Raw genomic sequence first — 15,614 nt, forward strand, 5'->3', positions numbered from 1 at the left:
TCCATCGCCCTCGTCGCATTCTGGATCTGCATCAGGCTGTAGAGGGTACTCCCAGTAAACGACAGGATGGAAATGTACAGAATAACGAGCAATGGCCAAGCCCTGGTCTTTCCTTTCACCCCTTCTCCTGTCGCGTCAACTATCAGTGTTGTATGTCGATGGAACCAAGCTGCCAGATCATCATATCGGTATATTCGGAGCGTTTCAGCTCGGGATACTGATCCAGAGGTAGCATGAACCAGAGGGGCCCCTTGTCACGCACCCGCATCACAACCCCATCATCTTCCCATGCAAGTATGGGATCATACTTGGCCACTTTGCTCCATTCGATACCTATTTGATAGCTATTCAACGCCGTCAGGGTAATGTTGTCGCCATCCGCACCAACCACAGCCAACACATCAGAAAGCTTGGGACCACGATAGGTGTGCGGTTTATCAACCCATGGATTCCCCGTCACTATCTCGTGCTGCGGCAATGCCTGGAGCCTGGCCAAATCAAACTGCACCTTGCCCCCCACATCTTCGGTCGACTTGATATTGCCACTCACGCTCAGGATCACGGGACCGGAGAGGGTCTCGGCCACGGCGACGGGGAGTGCAAGCAGCGCATACAGCACAGGGATCCATCCCAATAATTTCATATCAACCTCGCTCTTGTTGTTATCCAGACAGACTCAGTTTAGCCGTAGATAAAAAAACGGCCCGCCTTGGGCGAGCCGTTCTCAAACAGACAGGGAGCAATGATTACATCATGCCCATGCCACCCATGCCGCCCATGTCAGGCATGGCAGGAGCGTCTTTCTTCGGCAGTTCGGTGACCATGCACTCGGTGGTGATCATCAGACCGGCGATGGAGGATGCAAACTGCAGGGCAGAACGGGTTACCTTGGTCGGATCCAGGATACCCATGGCCAGCATGTCGCCATACTGCTCGGAGTAAGCGTTGTAACCGAAGTTGCCTTCGCCATTCTTGACGGCATTGGCAATGACGGATGCTTCTTCACCGGCGTTGATGACGATCTGACGCAGCGGGGCTTCCATGGCGCGCAAGGCAACCTTGATACCCACGTTCTGGTCTTCGTTATCACCGCGCAGATCGGCCAGCTTGGTCGCAACGCGAACCAGCGCTACACCACCACCGGCAACCACGCCTTCTTCCACAGCAGCGCGAGTCGCGTGCAGAGCATCTTCAACGCGGGCTTTCTTCTCTTTCATCTCGACTTCGGTGGCTGCGCCAACCTTGATCACGGCAACACCGCCAGCCAGCTTGGCTACACGCTCTTGCAGCTTCTCACGATCGTAGTCGGAAGAGGTCTCTTCGATCTGCTGGCGGATCTGGGCAACGCGGCCCTCGATCACGCTCGCATCACCCACGCCATCGATGATGGTGGTGTTCTCTTTGGTGATGACGATGCGCTTGGCACGGCCCAGATCTTCCAGGGACGCTTTTTCCAGCTCCATGCCCACTTCCTCGGAGATCACGGTACCACCGGTCAGTACGGCGATATCCTGCAGCATGGCCTTGCGACGGTCACCGAAGCCCGGCGCCTTGACGGCAGCCACTTTCACGATGCCACGCATGGTGTTGACCACCAGGGTCGCCAGCGCTTCGCCTTCGACGTCTTCGGCGATGATCAGCAGGGGTTTGCCTGCCTTGGCCACGCCTTCCAGCACCGGCAGCATTTCACGGATGTTGGAGACTTTCTTGTCAACCAGCAGGATGAAGGGATCGTCCAGCTCGACGGAACCAGTCTCTTGCTTGTTGATGAAGTAAGGGGACAGGTAGCCGCGGTCAAACTGCATACCTTCAACCACTGCCAGCTCGTCTTCCAGGCCCTGACCGTCTTCAACGGTGATGACACCGTCACGGCCCACTTTGTCCATGGCTTCGGCAATCAGCTTGCCTACTTTCTCGTCGGAGTTGGCAGAGATGGTACCAACCTGAGCGATGGCATTGCCATCAGCGCACGGCTGGGACAGAGCCTGCAGCTCGGCAACGGCGGCAACGACGGCTTTGTCGATACCACGCTTCAGATCCATCGGGTTCATGCCGGCGGCAACGGCCTTCAGACCTTCGTTGACAATGGCCTGGGCCAGTACGGTCGCAGTAGTGGTACCGTCACCGGCGGCATCGTTGGCCTTGGAGGCGACTTCCTTGACCATCTGGGCGCCCATGTTCATGAACTTGTCTTCCAGCTCGATCTCACGAGCCACGGAGACGCCGTCCTTGGTGATGGTCGGGGCACCGAAGGACTTGTCCAGCACCACGTTGCGACCTTTCGGGCCCAGGGTGACCTTGACGGCATCGGCCAGGATGTTTACGCCTTCCAGCATCTTGATGCGGGCTTCGTTACCAAACTTAACGTCTTTAGCTGCCATTTTTCTTCAATCCTTAAATCAATTCGGGGAAAAGTGAGGATGGATTACTCTTCGACAATCGCCAGGATGTCGGTCTCGGACAGGATCAGTACCTCCTGGCCATCCAGCTTCTCGGTCTTCACGCCGTAACCTTCGTTGAAGATCACCTTGTCACCGACCTTGACGGCCAGCGCTTTGACATCGCCATTATCCAGGATCCGGCCAGTCCCTACGGCAAGCACTTCACCACGGGTGGACTTCTGAGCCGCAGTACCAGTCAACACGATACCGCCGGCGGATTTGGCTTCAGCTTCGATGCGCTTGATAATGACGCGGTCGTGCAGTGGACGAATTTTCATCGATAACTCTCCCAAAATGAGTCTCATTGTTGCTTTGAGGAATGGCCGTTCCGGGCCAAATCAGGTATGTCCCTGATGTGGGGCAGAGTTGTTAACCCTTCAAGGGCAAATACAAAAAAAATTTTTTCACGTACTATGAGCACCTTCGATTGTTCATCGGTGCCCTCACCATGGAACGGACCGGCCAACCCGTCTCTTTCATGTCAGAACCGTCAACGCCAGATGTAGAGACGAGCCCTTGACCCACACCAACCCCATGCTGACAGCGCCCGCACCAGTCGTACTGCGCCGGATGACGGGGCCCATGATCCTCGGCATCGTCGCCATTCTGGCCTTCAACCTGATTGATACCTTCTTTATTGGCATGCTGGGCACCCAGGCGCTGGCGGCTATCAGCTTTACCTTTCCGGTGACTTTTGTGGTTACCTCGCTGGCCATGGGGCTCGGGGCCGGGTTGTCCGCCGTGATCGGCCATACCCTGGGACAAGGCAAGCATGAGGAGGCGGCACGCATCACCACCGACAGCCTGTTTCTGGCAGTAACCATGGTGAGCCTGCTCTCCATCGGCGGCGCCCTGACCATAGACCCCCTCTTCACTCTGCTGGGCGCCAGTCGCGAACTGATTTCGCTGATCCACGATTACATGCTGATCTGGTACCTGACTGTTCCCATGCTGGTACTGCCCATGGTGGGCAACGCCGCCATCCGGGCTACCGGGGATACCAAGACCCCCAGCCTGGTGATGACAGTCGCAGGACTGGTCAACGGGGTGCTGGATCCCCTGCTCATCTTCGGCATTGGTCCCTTCCCCGAGTGGGGGATCCGGGGCGCGGCCATCGCCACCTCCATCTCCTGGATGATGGCCATGCTGGTCAGCCTCTATATATTGCGCCACCGGGAAGGGTTACTGTTGTGGCGTCTCTCTGCTCGCCCCAGATTGCTCGCCCACTGGCGGGCCCTGCTTCATGTCGCCGTGCCGGCCTCCTTTACCAACATGCTCAATCCCTTGGCCAATGCCGTGTTGATGACCATCTTTGCTGGTCTGGGCACCGAGGTAGTGGCCGCCTACGGTGCTGCGTCACGGGTCGAGGCCTTGCTACTGATCGTGATGATGGCGCTCTCCTCGGTGCTCGCCCCCTTCATTTCACAAAACTGCGGGGCAGGCAATCCGGCCAGAGCCAGGATGGCGCTACAGAGTTGCATGCGATTTGCCCTGCTGTTCCAGTTCGCCGTTTACGGCCTGACCTGGCTGCTGGCGCCCCTGATTGCCAACCTGTTCAGCGATCATCCGCAAGTGGTGCGCCTCATCATCCTTTATCTGCATCTGGTCCCCATCGGTTACGGCTTTCAGGGAATGGTGATGTTGCTGGCGTCCGCCTTGAATGGCGTAAGGGCATCCAGTATCTCGTTCCTGTTCAACGGTCTGCGGCTGTTTGTCTTCTTGTTGCCAGGGGCCTGGCTGGGGGCAAAGCTGGGGGGGGAACAGGGGATCTATCTTGGAATACTGCTGGCCAACCTGCTGGCGGGTTCACTGGCCTGGTGGTATGCCCGCCACCGCTTCGAGGCGTTGTGCCATCTGGGCAATCCCTGACGCACAACGCCCCCTGCTACGAGACTTATTCCTTGCGCTCGAATTCACCTTCGATGGTGGTGCCACCGCGATGACTCTGTCCCGGCTGTTCATCAGAAGAGGGTGCCTGACCGAATGGCGGTTGCGAACCCTGGAACCCACCCATTTGCATCCGGAACTGGTTGCTGCCAATCAGTTTGTCGGCCAGCTTGTTGCGCAGCCAGGGTTGCAGCAGCAGGATACCGAAAAAGTCGGTGACAAACCCAGGGATGATCAGCAACAGACCGGCCAGCGCCAGCATCATGCCGCCCATCACCTCGCGCCCGGGCATTTCGCCCTGCTGCATCTTTTGCTGGGCGCTGAACAGGGTCTTGAGCCCTTCGCTACGCACCAGGGAGGAGCCCAATACTGCCGTCAGTATGAGCAAGCCGACGGTTGGCAGCGCACCAATGACGGCGCCAACCTCGATCATCACGGTGAGTTCCAGTACCACCAGCCCCACCAACAACAGAAACAACTTGCCCATATCAGCTCCACTCTCGGTAAATTGGGAGAAAGCCACTCCGCACGGCGGAGCAATGCCCGATTGCTGTCGGCATTGTCGCAACTTTCTACCCTGAATAAATGGGGCCAGTTCAGGCTTTTTCAAGTCTCGCCATTGAGCCCCAAATCACCTACATCATAAAAAATCAGCAATTCTGTCTTTAAATTGATAAAAATCAGCGCGATAGATGTGCCACAACAGATGTGTACTTTCATCAACGCAATTTGAAAATGTCTAAAGATTAGTGATCCATCTCTAATAATTGATACCTCAATTGGAGTAGTATGTTCTTCAGTAATTCGGGAGGTTATCCTCCCCACCGCCCCACTCGATGTGTGGTGCTTCAGGATGAGCTGTGCGCAAGGAACTCGCGACCACTCGGTGAGGTTTTTTCCATTTATCTGATTTCTGAGGCATTACAATGAGCGACATCAAGAACGTCCGCATTGAAGAAGACCTGCTGGGCACCAAAGAAGTTTCCAACGACATGTACTACGGCGTACACACCCTGCGCGCCGTCGAGAACTTCAAGATCAGCTCTCAGAAGATTTCTGACGTTCCGGAATTCGTACGCGGCATGGTGCTGACCAAGAAAGCGGCCGCCATGGCAAACGGCGAGCTGGGTACCATCCGTCCTGAAATTGCAGACAAGATCGTGGAAGCCTGTGACCTGATGCTGAACACCGGCAAATGCTTCGACCAGTTCCCGGTCGATGTCTATCAGGGTGGTGCGGGTACCTCCGTCAACATGAACACCAACGAAGTACTGGCCAACATTGCCCTCGAACTGATGGGTCTGGAGAAAGGCCGCTACGACGTCATCAACCCCAACGATCACGTCAACAAGTGCCAGTCCACCAACGACGCCTACCCGACCGGTTTCCGCGTCGCCGTGGTCAACAGCACCGACGTGACCCTGCATGCCCTGGAGCACCTGATCGCCGCCTTCGACGCCAAGGCTGAAGAGTTCAAGAAAGTCCTGAAGATGGGTCGTACCCAGCTGCAAGACGCCGTGCCCATGACCCTGGGTCAGGAGTTCCACGCCTTCGCCGTTACCCTGCGCGAAGAGATTAAATCCATCAAACGCTGCCAGGAACTGCTGCTGGAAGTGAACCTGGGCGCCACCGCCATCGGTACCGGTCTGAACACTCCGCCCGAGTACTCCAAGCTGGCCATTCAGCGTCTGGCAGAGATCACCGGTCGTGCCTACGTCCCGGCAGAAGATCTGATCGAAGCTACTTCCGACTGCGGCGCCTACGTCATGCTGCACGGCGCCATCAAGCGTCTGGCCATGAAGCTGTCCAAGATCTGTAATGACCTGCGTCTGCTCTCCTCCGGCCCGCGTACTGCACTCAAAGAGATCAACCTGCCGGAAATGCAGGCTGGTTCCTCCATCATGCCGGCCAAGGTCAACCCGGTTATCCCGGAAGTAGTCAACCAATCCTGCTTCAAGGTATTCGGTAACGACATCACCATCACCTTCGCCGCCGAAGCTGGCCAGCTGCAGCTGAACGTCATGGAGCCGGTGATCGGTCAGGCAATGTTCGAATCCCTGAGCCTGATGGAAAAAGCCTGTATCTCCCTGCGCGAGAAGTGCGTGGAAGGTGTCACTGCCAACCCGGAAATCTGCATGAACCACGTGCTGAACTCCATCGGTATCGTGACTTACCTGAACCCCTTCATCGGCCACCACGAAGGTGACATCGTCGGCAAAATCTGTGCCCAGACCGGCAAGAACGTACGCGAAGTCGTACTGGAGCGTGGTCTGCTGAGCGCCGAGCAGCTGGATGAAATCCTCTCCATCGAGAACCTGATGAACCCGCAATACAAGGCCAAGCGTTTCACCCGCGAAACCACCGTATAAGCGAGCATGGGCTGGGATCTTCCCGGCCCATTTAAAGTCAGTTCCCGATCGGCCTCACCCAGTCCCATCGGGAATTGGCTTTTGCCAAAGAAAAACCAAAAAACTAAAAATGGAGTTATCGCTATGATTGGAATCGAGTTACTTGTCGTACTCGCCGCTATCTATCTGGGGGCCCGGATAGGCAGCATCGGCATCGGCTTCGCCGGTGGTCTGGGTGTACTGGTCCTGACCTGGGGTCTGGGTGTACAGATCCCGAGCGATCAGCTGGTATCCTACATCCCCTGGGACGTGATCATGATCATCGCGTCCGTCATCTGCGCCATTGCCTGCATGCAGTTGGCCGGCGGGATGGACTACCTGGTACACCTGGCTGAAAAAGCCCTGCGCAAAAACCCCAAATACATCACCTTCGCCGCCCCGGTCGTCACCTACCTGATGACCATGCTGGCCGGTACCGGTCACACCGCGTTTTCCACCCTGCCGGTGATCGCCGAAGTGGCCAAGGAGCAGGGCATCCGCCCCTCCCGTCCGCTCTCCATCGCGGTCGTTGCCTCCCAGATCGCCATCACAGCCTCGCCAATATCCGCGGCCGTGGTTGCCTTCTCCGGCATGCTGGAACCGCTTGGCGTTGACTATCTGACTCTGCTGGCCATCTGCATCCCGTCCACCTTCATCGCCTGTATCCTGGGTGCCTTCGTCGCCAATATGCTGGGCAAGCCGCTGGATCAGGACGAAGTCTATCTGGAGCGCAAGGCCAAGGGCCTCATCAAGCTGCGTGGCGCTACCCAGCTTGAAATCAAGCCTTATGCCAAACTGTCCGTCTGGATCTTCATCGCCGCCATCGTCGCCGTCATGGCTTACGCCACTGCCATCTCCGGCAAAGTGGGCCTGATCACCAACCCGCCGATCCCCCGCGACGGCGCCATCATGGGCATCATGCTGGCCGCGGCCACCATCATGACTCTGGTGTGCAAACTGGACGTGACCCAGGTCACCAACATGCCAACCTTCAAGTCCGGTATGTCCGCCTGTATCTGCGTACTGGGTGTGGCCTGGTTGGGTAACGTCTTCGTGAAAGGCAACATGGACACCATCCAGCTCATCGCTGGTGACCTGCTGAACCAGTACTCCTGGCTGCTGGCCGTGGTGCTGTTCTTCGCCGCCATGCTGCTCTATTCACAGGGTGCCACCACCAAGGCCCTGATGCCGGCCGCCCTAGCCCTGGGCGTCAGCCCGCTGACTGCTATCGCCTCTTTCGCGGCCGTAAGCGCCCTGTTCGTACTGCCGACCTATCCGACCCTGCTGGCCGCGGTCGAGATGGATGACACCGGCTCTACCCGTATCGGCAAGGCTGTGTTCAACCACCCCTTCTTCATCCCGGGTGTGGCCACCATCGCCATCGCCGTGGCGCTGGGCTTCTTCTTCGGCGGCATCATGATCTAATCCGGTTGCTTGCCACCAACAAAAATCCCCGCCAATTGGCGGGGATTTTTTATTTATATCACGCTCAAACCAAGCCTGCGCCGGATGATTCGGCAAGACTATCGCGCACACGGCCTCATCATCTGCTTATCCGGGCCTCTGACAGGGGGTCTGCGGCATCGAAAGGGCAAAGCGCTTGTACACCATTACCCACCCCTTCGATATGCCGGATCCTGCGGATCAGACCGGATCCAGAGTGTCCAGCGGCCAGCGCGGCACAGCCTTGACCACCAGAGGCTCGAACACACCGGCCTTCAGACGCTGCATACCGGCGTAAGCAATCATGGCGCCATTGTCGGTACAGTATTCGGTACGCGGATAGAAGACTTCGCCCTTAAGGCTCTCCATCAGCTCGGCAAGCTGGGCCCGCAGGTGATGGTTGGCACTGACACCACCGGCCACCACGAGGCGATTGAGACCGGTCTCCTGCAAGGCGCGACGACACTTGATGGCCAGGGTATCGACTACGGCATCTTCAAAGGCTCTGGCGATATCGGCACGAGTCTGCTCGTCATCCCCATTGGCAGCGATGGTGTTGGCGGCAAAGGTCTTGAGACCGGAGAAACTCATGTCGAGTCCGGGGCGATCGGTCATGGGTCGCGGGAAATGGAAGCGCCCTTTGGTACCCTTTTCGGCAAGACGGGAGAGCAGCGGGCCGCCCGGATAATCCAGCCCCATCAGCTTGGCGGTCTTGTCGAATGCTTCACCCGCCGCATCGTCGATGGATTCACCGAGCAGCTGGTAGCTGCCGATGCCATCGACCCGCACCAGCATGGAGTGGCCGCCGGAGACCAGCAGTGCCACGAAGGGAAACTCGGGCGCACGCTCTTCCAGCATGGGGGCCAGCAGATGTCCTTCCATATGATGCACGGCGATGGCTGGCTTGTTCCACGCCATGGCCAGCGAACGGCCAATGGTGGCCCCGACCAGTATGGCGCCGACCAGACCCGGGCCTGCTGTGTAGGCGATGCCGTCGATGTCATCTTGACCCAGTCCCGCCTCTTGCAATGCGGCCTGGATCAAGGGGATCGTCTTGCGAACATGATCCCGGCTGGCCAACTCGGGGACGACGCCACCGTAGTCCGCATGCAGCTTGACCTGGCTGTATAACTGGTGGGAAAGGATCCCTTTTTGATCGTCGAAGATCGCGATCCCGGTTTCGTCACAGGATGTCTCTATGCCCAATACACGCATTGCTAAAAAATTTCACTGCTAAAATGAGACGGCTATGGTAACCTTCGCGGGTTTTTTAAACCAGAGCGATCTCTGCGGGTTTACTTTCATTCCCTGTCCAGAGTATAATTTCGCACCATTTTAAGAGATGCTGATCGATTGAAGGTCAGCTAACAATTTATCACTGAGGTGAAAGGCACATGCCAGTAATCAAAGTCCGTGAAAATGAGCCGTTTGACGTTGCTCTGCGTCGCTTCAAGCGTTCTTGCGAAAAAGCCGGTATCCTGTCCGAAGTTCGTAGCCGTGAGTTCTACGAGAAGCCGACTACCATTCGTAAGCGTGCCAAAGCGTCTGCCGTTAAGCGTCACGCCAAGAAGCTGTCTCGCGAAAACGCACGTCGTATCCGCCTGTACTAATCAGGGGACTGTGCCGTGTCTCTGAAGGATCAACTCAAGGATCAGCAAAAACTCGCCATGCTTGCCAAAGACAAGCAACGGCTGGGTGCTATCCGTTTGTTGATGGCAGAAATCAAGCAGCGTGAAGTTGATACTCGTGTCGAACTCACTGATGAAGATATCCTCGCCGTCGTGACCAAAATGGTCAAACAGCGCCGTGATGCCATCAGCCAGTTTGAAGCTGCCGGTCGCCAGGATCTCGCCGACAAAGAGTCCGCAGAGATCGTTGTGCTGCAGGAATTCCTGCCACAACAACTGACCGCAGATGAAATCTCCGCCCTGATCGAGCAAGCCATCGCGCAAAGCGGTGCTGCCGTCATGGCCGACATGGGCAAGGTCATGGCTGTTTTGAAGCCTAACATTCAGGGACGCGCCGATATTGGCGCCGTCAGTGCTCAGGTGAAAACCCGCTTGGCGTAACAGGCAACTCTCTTGTTTGGTCGAAGAAGCCGTGCTTCCTTGGGAATGCGCGGCTTTTTTATTTTTCCGCAATGAAACAGGACGGTTATGGCAGGCAGGATCCCTCAATCCTTTATCGATGATCTGCTCGTACGCACAGATATTGTCGAGCTGATCGACTCCCGTGTGCGGCTGAAAAAAGCCGGTAAAAACTACCAGGCTTGCTGCCCTTTTCATAACGAAAAAAGCCCCTCGTTTACCGTCAGCCAGGAGAAACAGTTCTACCACTGTTTCGGCTGTGGCGCCCACGGCAATGCCATCGGCTTTGTCATGGAGTATGACGGCCTTGAATTCCCCGATGCCATCGAAGAGTTGGCCAGCCTGCATGGCATGCAGGTCCCGCGTGAGCAGAGCGCCGGAGGCGCTAGCAGCAACCAGCCAGCAGTCAGCAAGGATCTCTTCGAGCTGATGAACCAGATCGCCCGCTTTTACGAGAGCAACCTGAAAAGTGCTCCCCAGGCAGTGGAGTACCTGAAAGGGCGTGGTCTGACTGGCGAAGTGGTCAAGCGCTTCAATATAGGCTATGCCCCGGGTGACTGGGATCAGGTGCGTCGCCGCTTTGGAGCCAGCCGGGATCACGAGCAACTGCTCATCTCCGGTGGCATGCTGATCCCGCGCGATAGCGGCCCCGGCAGCTATGATCGCTTCCGCGATCGCATCATGTTCCCGATCCGTGACAAGCGGGGTCGGGTCATCGGCTTCGGTGGCCGAGTACTGGGTGATGGTACGCCCAAATACCTCAACTCGCCGGAAACCCCCATCTTCCACAAAGGACGGGAGCTATTCGGTCTCTATGAGGTGAAACAGGCGCACAAGGATCCTCGCCGGATCCTTGTGGTGGAAGGCTATATGGATGTGGTGGCCCTGGGCCAGTACGACATCGACTATGCGGTGGCCGCCCTGGGTACGGCAACGACCAGCGACCATATCCACACCCTGTTTCGCACTACCGCCGAAGTGGTCTGCTGCTACGACGGTGACAATGCAGGACGAGAAGCCGCCTGGCGAGCACTGGATAACGCCCTCCCCCATCTGCAGGATGGCCGCGAGCTCAAGTTCGTGTTTCTGCCGGACGGCGAGGATCCCGATTCCCTGGTGCGTCAGATCGGCAAAGAAGGGTTCGAGGCTCTGCTCGACCAAGCACAACCCTTTGCCGACTTCATGTTCGAGCGTCTCGGGCGCGATACCGCACTCTCGGGTGAAGCAGGCAAGTTCGAAGTGGCCAACAAGGCCGCCGAGCTGATCCGCCGAGTGCCGGAAGGATTTACCCGCGAGGGATTGATCACTCGCCTCTCCAGCATGATGCGCTGGGGGGAAAACAAACAGCGCATCGCCGAACTGTTTGCCCGTAACAGCCAGCCCAAGGCCGAGGTTAACAAACCCAAGGCTGCCAAGCTGACACCGCTGCGCCGGGCGCTGGCCCTGATGGTGCAGTATCCAGCGATCACTGCCGAGCTGCCAGCCATGCCGGAGCTGGCCGGATTGCGCTTACAGGGCATCAAATTCCTGCTGCAACTGCACCAGCAGATCCTGACCCAACCGGGGATCACCACGGGCATTCTGCTGGAACACTGGCGCGGCACCAAGGAAGGGGAAATCCTGGCGCAACTGGCGATGCACGATCTGTTTGAAGGGATCGAACGTGAAGCTCAGGATGTGCTGATGGAGTTAGAGGATACCTTTGTCCGCTTCATCAACCAGTTTCTGAAACAGCGAATCGACGAATTGCAGGCCAAGGGGGCTCAGGAAGGACTAAGCTCTGAGGAAACCAAAGAGCTATGGATGCTGATCAAAGAAGGGCAAATTGAGAAAAGAAATGAGAGCGGGGCTTGATATTTGAGTGATTAGTCCCAATATGGATAACGTTGCCCGAATCGACGGGATAAAAAGCAAAAAATTTATAACCGCCTGGCCCCGACAATACTGCGGGCAGGGGTTTCTCATGACCGACGCCGCAACCAGACATAGCATGTCTGGCGGTTTTCTATTAGAATTGGCTATTTGCGCAGCAGCGCACTGTAAGCGCAACCTAGCAACACCAACCGGATGAGTTCTATGGAGCAAACCCCGCAGTCTCAGCTTAAACTCCTCGTTGCCAAAGGTAAAGAACAGGGCTACCTGACTTATGCCGAGGTGAACGATCACCTCCCGCAAGACATCGTCGATTCAGACCAGATCGAAGACATCATCCAGATGATCAACGATATGGGCATTCAAGTCGTTGAAAACGCTCCGGATGCCGATGACCTTATCATGGCTGAAGGTGGTACCGCCGATGAGGACGCTGCCGAAGCAGCGGCCCAGGCTCTGGCATCTGTTGAATCCGAGATCGGCCGTACGACCGATCCTGTCCGCATGTACATGCGGGAAATGGGTACCGTCGAACTGTTGACCCGTGAAGGCGAAATCGACATCGCCAAGCGGATCGAAGATGGTATCAACCAGGTACAAAGCTCCGTGGCCGAGTACCCGGAAGCAATAACCTATCTGCTCGAACAGTACGATAAGTATGAAGCCGAGCAGCTGCGCCTCTCCGACATCATCTCCGGCTTTATCGATCCCAACGAAGCGGAAGATATGGCACCGACCGCTACTCATATCGGCTCCGAACTCGGCGAAGACGATCTCGCCGACGAAGATGAAGAAGATGAGGACGAAGACGAAGACGGTGACAGCTCGGACGATGACGGTGACGGTGGCCCGGATCCGGAAGTCGCTCGCGAGAAATTTGCCGAACTGCGTGCTCAATATGAAGTGACTCGTCTCTCTATTCAGAAGAATGGCCGCGCGCACGACGATACCCAGGCAGCCATCGCCCTGCTGGCCGATGTGTTCCGCCAATTCCGCCTGATGCCCAAGCAGTTCGATCGCCTGGTCAACAACATGCGCGAGATGATGGAGCGCGTACGTGTGCAGGAACGCATCATCATGAAACTCTGCGTTGAACAGGCCAAGATGCCGAAGAAAACCTTCGTCGCGGCCTTCACCAACAACGAGTGCGAAACTGCCTGGTTTGAATACCAGAAGCAAGCTGGCAAGGCCTGGTCCCCCCGTCTGGTCGAGATGGACGAAGATGTCCAGCGTGCCATCGGCAAGCTGCAGCAGATCGAGGAAGAAACCGGTCTGTCGATCGCCCAGATCAAGGACATCAACCGTCGCATGAGCATCGGTGAGGCCAAGGCCCGCCGCGCCAAGAAAGAGATGGTCGAAGCCAACTTGCGTCTGGTTATCTCCATCGCCAAGAAGTACACCAACCGTGGTCTGCAGTTCTTGGATCTGATCCAGGAGGGCAACATCGGTTTGATGAAGGCTGTCGACAAGTTCGAATACCGTCGTGGCTACAAGTTCTCGACCTATGCCACCTGGTGGATCCGTCAGGCCATTACCCGCTCCATCGCGGATCAGGCCCGTACCATCCGTATCCCGGTGCACATGATCGAGACCATCAACAAGCTCAACCGTATCTCCCGTCAGATGCTGCAGGAGATGGGTCGCGAACCGAACCCGGAAGAGCTGGCCATGCGCATGGGCATGCCGGAAGACAAGATCCGCAAGGTACTGAAAATCGCCAAAGAGCCCATCTCCATGGAGACGCCCATCGGTGATGATGAAGACTCCCACTTGGGCGACTTCATCGAAGATACCACCCTGGCCCTGCCGGCCGATGCGGCCACCAGCGAAAGCCTGCGCAACGCGACCCGCGAAGTGCTGGCCGGCCTGACCGCCCGCGAGGCCAAGGTACTGCGGATGCGTTTCGGTATCGACATGAACACTGACCACACCCTCGAGGAAGTGGGCAAGCAGTTCGATGTTACCCGTGAGCGTATCCGTCAGATCGAAGCCAAGGCTCTGCGCAAACTGCGTCACCCGAGCCGCTCCGAAGTGCTGCGCAGCTTCCTGGACGAATAGTCCAAAGGCATGTGCCCTTTATTGCTGTCTCAAAAGCCCCGCCATGCGGGGCTTTGTTTTATCTGGCGCCAGCCCGAAAGATATAACCCCTTTCATCGTCACAGCAGGATAATTAGTCGCCAAGTGGTTGATCTGCCTATGGACTGCCCTTTGTACTTCCCCTATAATCCACGCCGCTAAACGTACAATTTGGCCCCTTAGCTCAGTTGGTCAGAGCAGTCGACTCATAATCGATTGGTCGTGGGTTCAAGTCCCCCAGGGGCCACCAAATTGAAAAAGGCCGCTCATCAGGAGCGGCCTTTTTGCATTCAGCCCAGACCATGAAACGCTGCGCACCAGATACAAAAAGACCCGCCGTGGGCGGGTCTTGGGCTGGCAACAGGATGCAAAGCTTCACACTGAAATAGAATTCTGGTTTATGCGTTTTCGCTCTGTCCGGATGGTAGGCGATCCCGCCCAGGCAGCATCCGTCTGACCAGATTGCTGCGTTGACGCCATGAGGTGAACAGGATGGCCAGCAGATGCAGGGCTATCAGCCCTTGCAGCGCCCAGGTACACCACTCGTGCCAATCATCGGCTCCCAGCTCGAAACCCGTCTCGGTATTCTGAAACCAGCCTGATCCTGCTGTCGCCAACACCAGCAGCCAGAAAGCCCACACCGCCAGCTTGCCGGTACCGTGATGACCAGGCGCTGGAGGCTGACGCTCACGCATCTCTTCCGCTTGCTGGCGAAAGTCCGCGCGGCTGGGGAGCAAGGCATCGAGACGGGCATATCCCCTGGCCCATGTCACTCCCCATAACAACCGCAAGGCGACGAGGGAAATGGCGCCATAACCAAGCCACTCGTGCCACCCCTCTCCCGCCTCATTAAACCAGAGGTTGCCGATGCAGATCGCCGCCAACCCCCAATGAGTCAGGCGGACTACTCCATCCCAGCGAAAAGGCTCACCCTTTTTGCTTGGCATATTTGTGGTACTCCTTCTTCAGGTCGTTGACCTTGTCCAGATGCTCACGCGCCTTGCTCTCATCACCAGCCTTGAGCGCAACCAGGCTGGCATCCAGCTCGGCTTGCACCTCGTTCATGCCTTCGAGGAACTTCTCTTTCTTGGCTGCAGGCATGTTCTTCTGCTTGGCCACATCCAGCTGGGCCTTCATCTCGTTGATGTACTTCTCCATGGTGGCGGGATCTTCCGCCTTGACGGCCTGCTTGTAATTGAAGCCGATCTTCTTCATGGGCTGTTCCAGATCACCGGCCATGGCAGGCAGGGTCATCAAGCCAAACATCAGGGGCAACAGCAGGGGGCGTACAGTTTTCAACATGGTATTTCCTTATCAGATGACATTGCGGCTTCTTGTTCGCACTCGATAAGTGCAGTCAATTGAATATGATGCCACGAACAGGGGGGAATTGTATGGGGAAAGTTCGACCAATTGTGACC

15 protein-coding genes and 1 tRNA gene (1 of these 16 running past the window's edge) are annotated in these 15,614 nt (G+C 56.9%); 8 read left to right on the forward strand and 8 right to left on the reverse strand.

All coding sequences use genetic code 11. The features are described from left to right. The 4 genes from I6L37_RS00805 to I6L37_RS00820 form a co-directional block, all read right to left on the reverse strand. A protein-coding gene (locus I6L37_RS00805) for a bifunctional diguanylate cyclase/phosphodiesterase (RefSeq protein ID WP_042026574.1) crosses the window boundary here: on the reverse strand, positions 1-119 show its 5' portion. 1,813 nt of this gene lie to the left of the window's left edge; the window shows 119 of its 1,932 coding nt (coding positions 1-119); it begins with the start codon at positions 117-119; its stop codon lies beyond the left edge, outside the window. A gap of 23 nt (positions 120-142) precedes the next feature. Continuing rightward, the gene (locus tag I6L37_RS00810) at positions 143-643 is read right to left on the reverse strand and encodes a molybdopterin-binding oxidoreductase (RefSeq protein ID WP_216993043.1); all 501 of its coding nucleotides are present in this window, start codon (positions 641-643) and stop codon (positions 143-145) included. A 103-nt stretch (positions 644-746) separates the two neighbouring features. Further along, complete coding sequence (groL, locus tag I6L37_RS00815) at positions 747-2,381, reverse strand: chaperonin GroEL (protein WP_026457381.1); 1,635 nt, start codon at positions 2,379-2,381, stop codon at positions 747-749. 44 nt (positions 2,382-2,425) lie between these two features. Continuing rightward, positions 2,426-2,719 (reverse strand): co-chaperone GroES, encoded by a 294-nt coding sequence (locus I6L37_RS00820; RefSeq protein ID WP_042026576.1) that lies wholly within the window; start codon positions 2,717-2,719, stop codon positions 2,426-2,428. Between the two features lie 238 nt (positions 2,720-2,957). Here I6L37_RS00820 and I6L37_RS00825 point away from each other — a divergent pair, with 238 nt between their 5' ends. Continuing rightward, on the forward strand, positions 2,958-4,310 hold the full coding sequence (locus I6L37_RS00825; RefSeq protein ID WP_216993044.1) for an MATE family efflux transporter: 1,353 nt from the start codon (positions 2,958-2,960) through the stop codon (positions 4,308-4,310). A gap of 25 nt (positions 4,311-4,335) precedes the next feature. Here I6L37_RS00825 and I6L37_RS00830 read toward each other — a convergent pair whose 3' ends face one another. Continuing rightward, positions 4,336-4,815, reverse strand: a complete 480-nt coding sequence (locus I6L37_RS00830) for an FxsA family protein (RefSeq protein WP_201941794.1) — start codon at positions 4,813-4,815, stop codon at positions 4,336-4,338. Between the two features lie 439 nt (positions 4,816-5,254). Between I6L37_RS00830 and aspA the strand changes: the two genes are divergently transcribed. Together aspA and I6L37_RS00840 are read left to right on the forward strand one after the other, a co-directional pair. Beyond that, positions 5,255-6,697: an aspartate ammonia-lyase gene (gene aspA, locus I6L37_RS00835; protein ID WP_216993045.1), complete on the forward strand. Its 1,443-nt coding sequence runs from the start codon at positions 5,255-5,257 to the stop codon at positions 6,695-6,697. Positions 6,698-6,820: 123 nt separating this feature from the next. Next, positions 6,821-8,140 carry an anaerobic C4-dicarboxylate transporter gene (locus I6L37_RS00840; protein WP_042026579.1) on the forward strand — a complete coding sequence of 440 codons (1,320 nt, stop codon included), beginning with the start codon at positions 6,821-6,823 and terminating at the stop codon, positions 8,138-8,140. A gap of 219 nt (positions 8,141-8,359) precedes the next feature. Here the strand turns inward: I6L37_RS00840 and tsaD are convergent, their stop codons facing one another. Further along, the gene (gene tsaD, locus I6L37_RS00845) at positions 8,360-9,373 is read right to left on the reverse strand and encodes a tRNA (adenosine(37)-N6)-threonylcarbamoyltransferase complex transferase subunit TsaD (protein WP_216993046.1); all 1,014 of its coding nucleotides are present in this window, start codon (positions 9,371-9,373) and stop codon (positions 8,360-8,362) included. A 179-nt stretch (positions 9,374-9,552) separates the two neighbouring features. On the opposite strand from tsaD, the gene rpsU reads away from it, so the two are divergent. The 5 genes from rpsU (at position 9,553) to I6L37_RS00870 (ending at position 14,443) form a co-directional block, all read left to right on the forward strand. Then, positions 9,553-9,768 (forward strand): 30S ribosomal protein S21, encoded by a 216-nt coding sequence (rpsU, locus tag I6L37_RS00850; protein ID WP_005309452.1) that lies wholly within the window; start codon positions 9,553-9,555, stop codon positions 9,766-9,768. A gap of 15 nt (positions 9,769-9,783) precedes the next feature. After that, entirely contained in the window at positions 9,784-10,227 is a 444-nt protein-coding gene (locus I6L37_RS00855) for a GatB/YqeY domain-containing protein (RefSeq protein WP_042026581.1), read from the forward strand. A gap of 87 nt (positions 10,228-10,314) precedes the next feature. Continuing rightward, positions 10,315-12,099, forward strand: a complete 1,785-nt coding sequence (gene dnaG / locus I6L37_RS00860) for a DNA primase (protein WP_216993047.1) — start codon at positions 10,315-10,317, stop codon at positions 12,097-12,099. Positions 12,100-12,312: 213 nt separating this feature from the next. Then, a complete protein-coding gene (gene rpoD / locus I6L37_RS00865) occupies positions 12,313-14,175 on the forward strand; it encodes an RNA polymerase sigma factor RpoD (RefSeq protein WP_082037513.1) in 1,863 nt (620 codons plus the stop codon). A 191-nt stretch (positions 14,176-14,366) separates the two neighbouring features. Next, a tRNA-Ile gene (locus I6L37_RS00870) sits at positions 14,367-14,443 on the forward strand. A 148-nt stretch (positions 14,444-14,591) separates the two neighbouring features. On the opposite strand, the gene I6L37_RS00875 is transcribed toward I6L37_RS00870, so the two are convergent. Beyond that, the gene (locus I6L37_RS00875) at positions 14,592-15,140 is read right to left on the reverse strand and encodes a cytochrome b/b6 domain-containing protein (protein WP_216993048.1); all 549 of its coding nucleotides are present in this window, start codon (positions 15,138-15,140) and stop codon (positions 14,592-14,594) included. Continuing rightward, on the reverse strand, positions 15,121-15,495 hold the full coding sequence (locus I6L37_RS00880) for a cytochrome b562 (RefSeq protein ID WP_216993049.1): 375 nt from the start codon (positions 15,493-15,495) through the stop codon (positions 15,121-15,123). The genes I6L37_RS00875 and I6L37_RS00880 overlap by 20 nt, the downstream gene beginning before the upstream one ends. Positions 15,496-15,614 lie beyond the last annotated feature (119 nt).

Origin of the sequence: Aeromonas sp. FDAARGOS 1407 (assembly GCF_019048725.1) — a bacterium.
GTDB lineage: Bacteria > Pseudomonadota > Gammaproteobacteria > Enterobacterales > Aeromonadaceae > Aeromonas > Aeromonas enteropelogenes.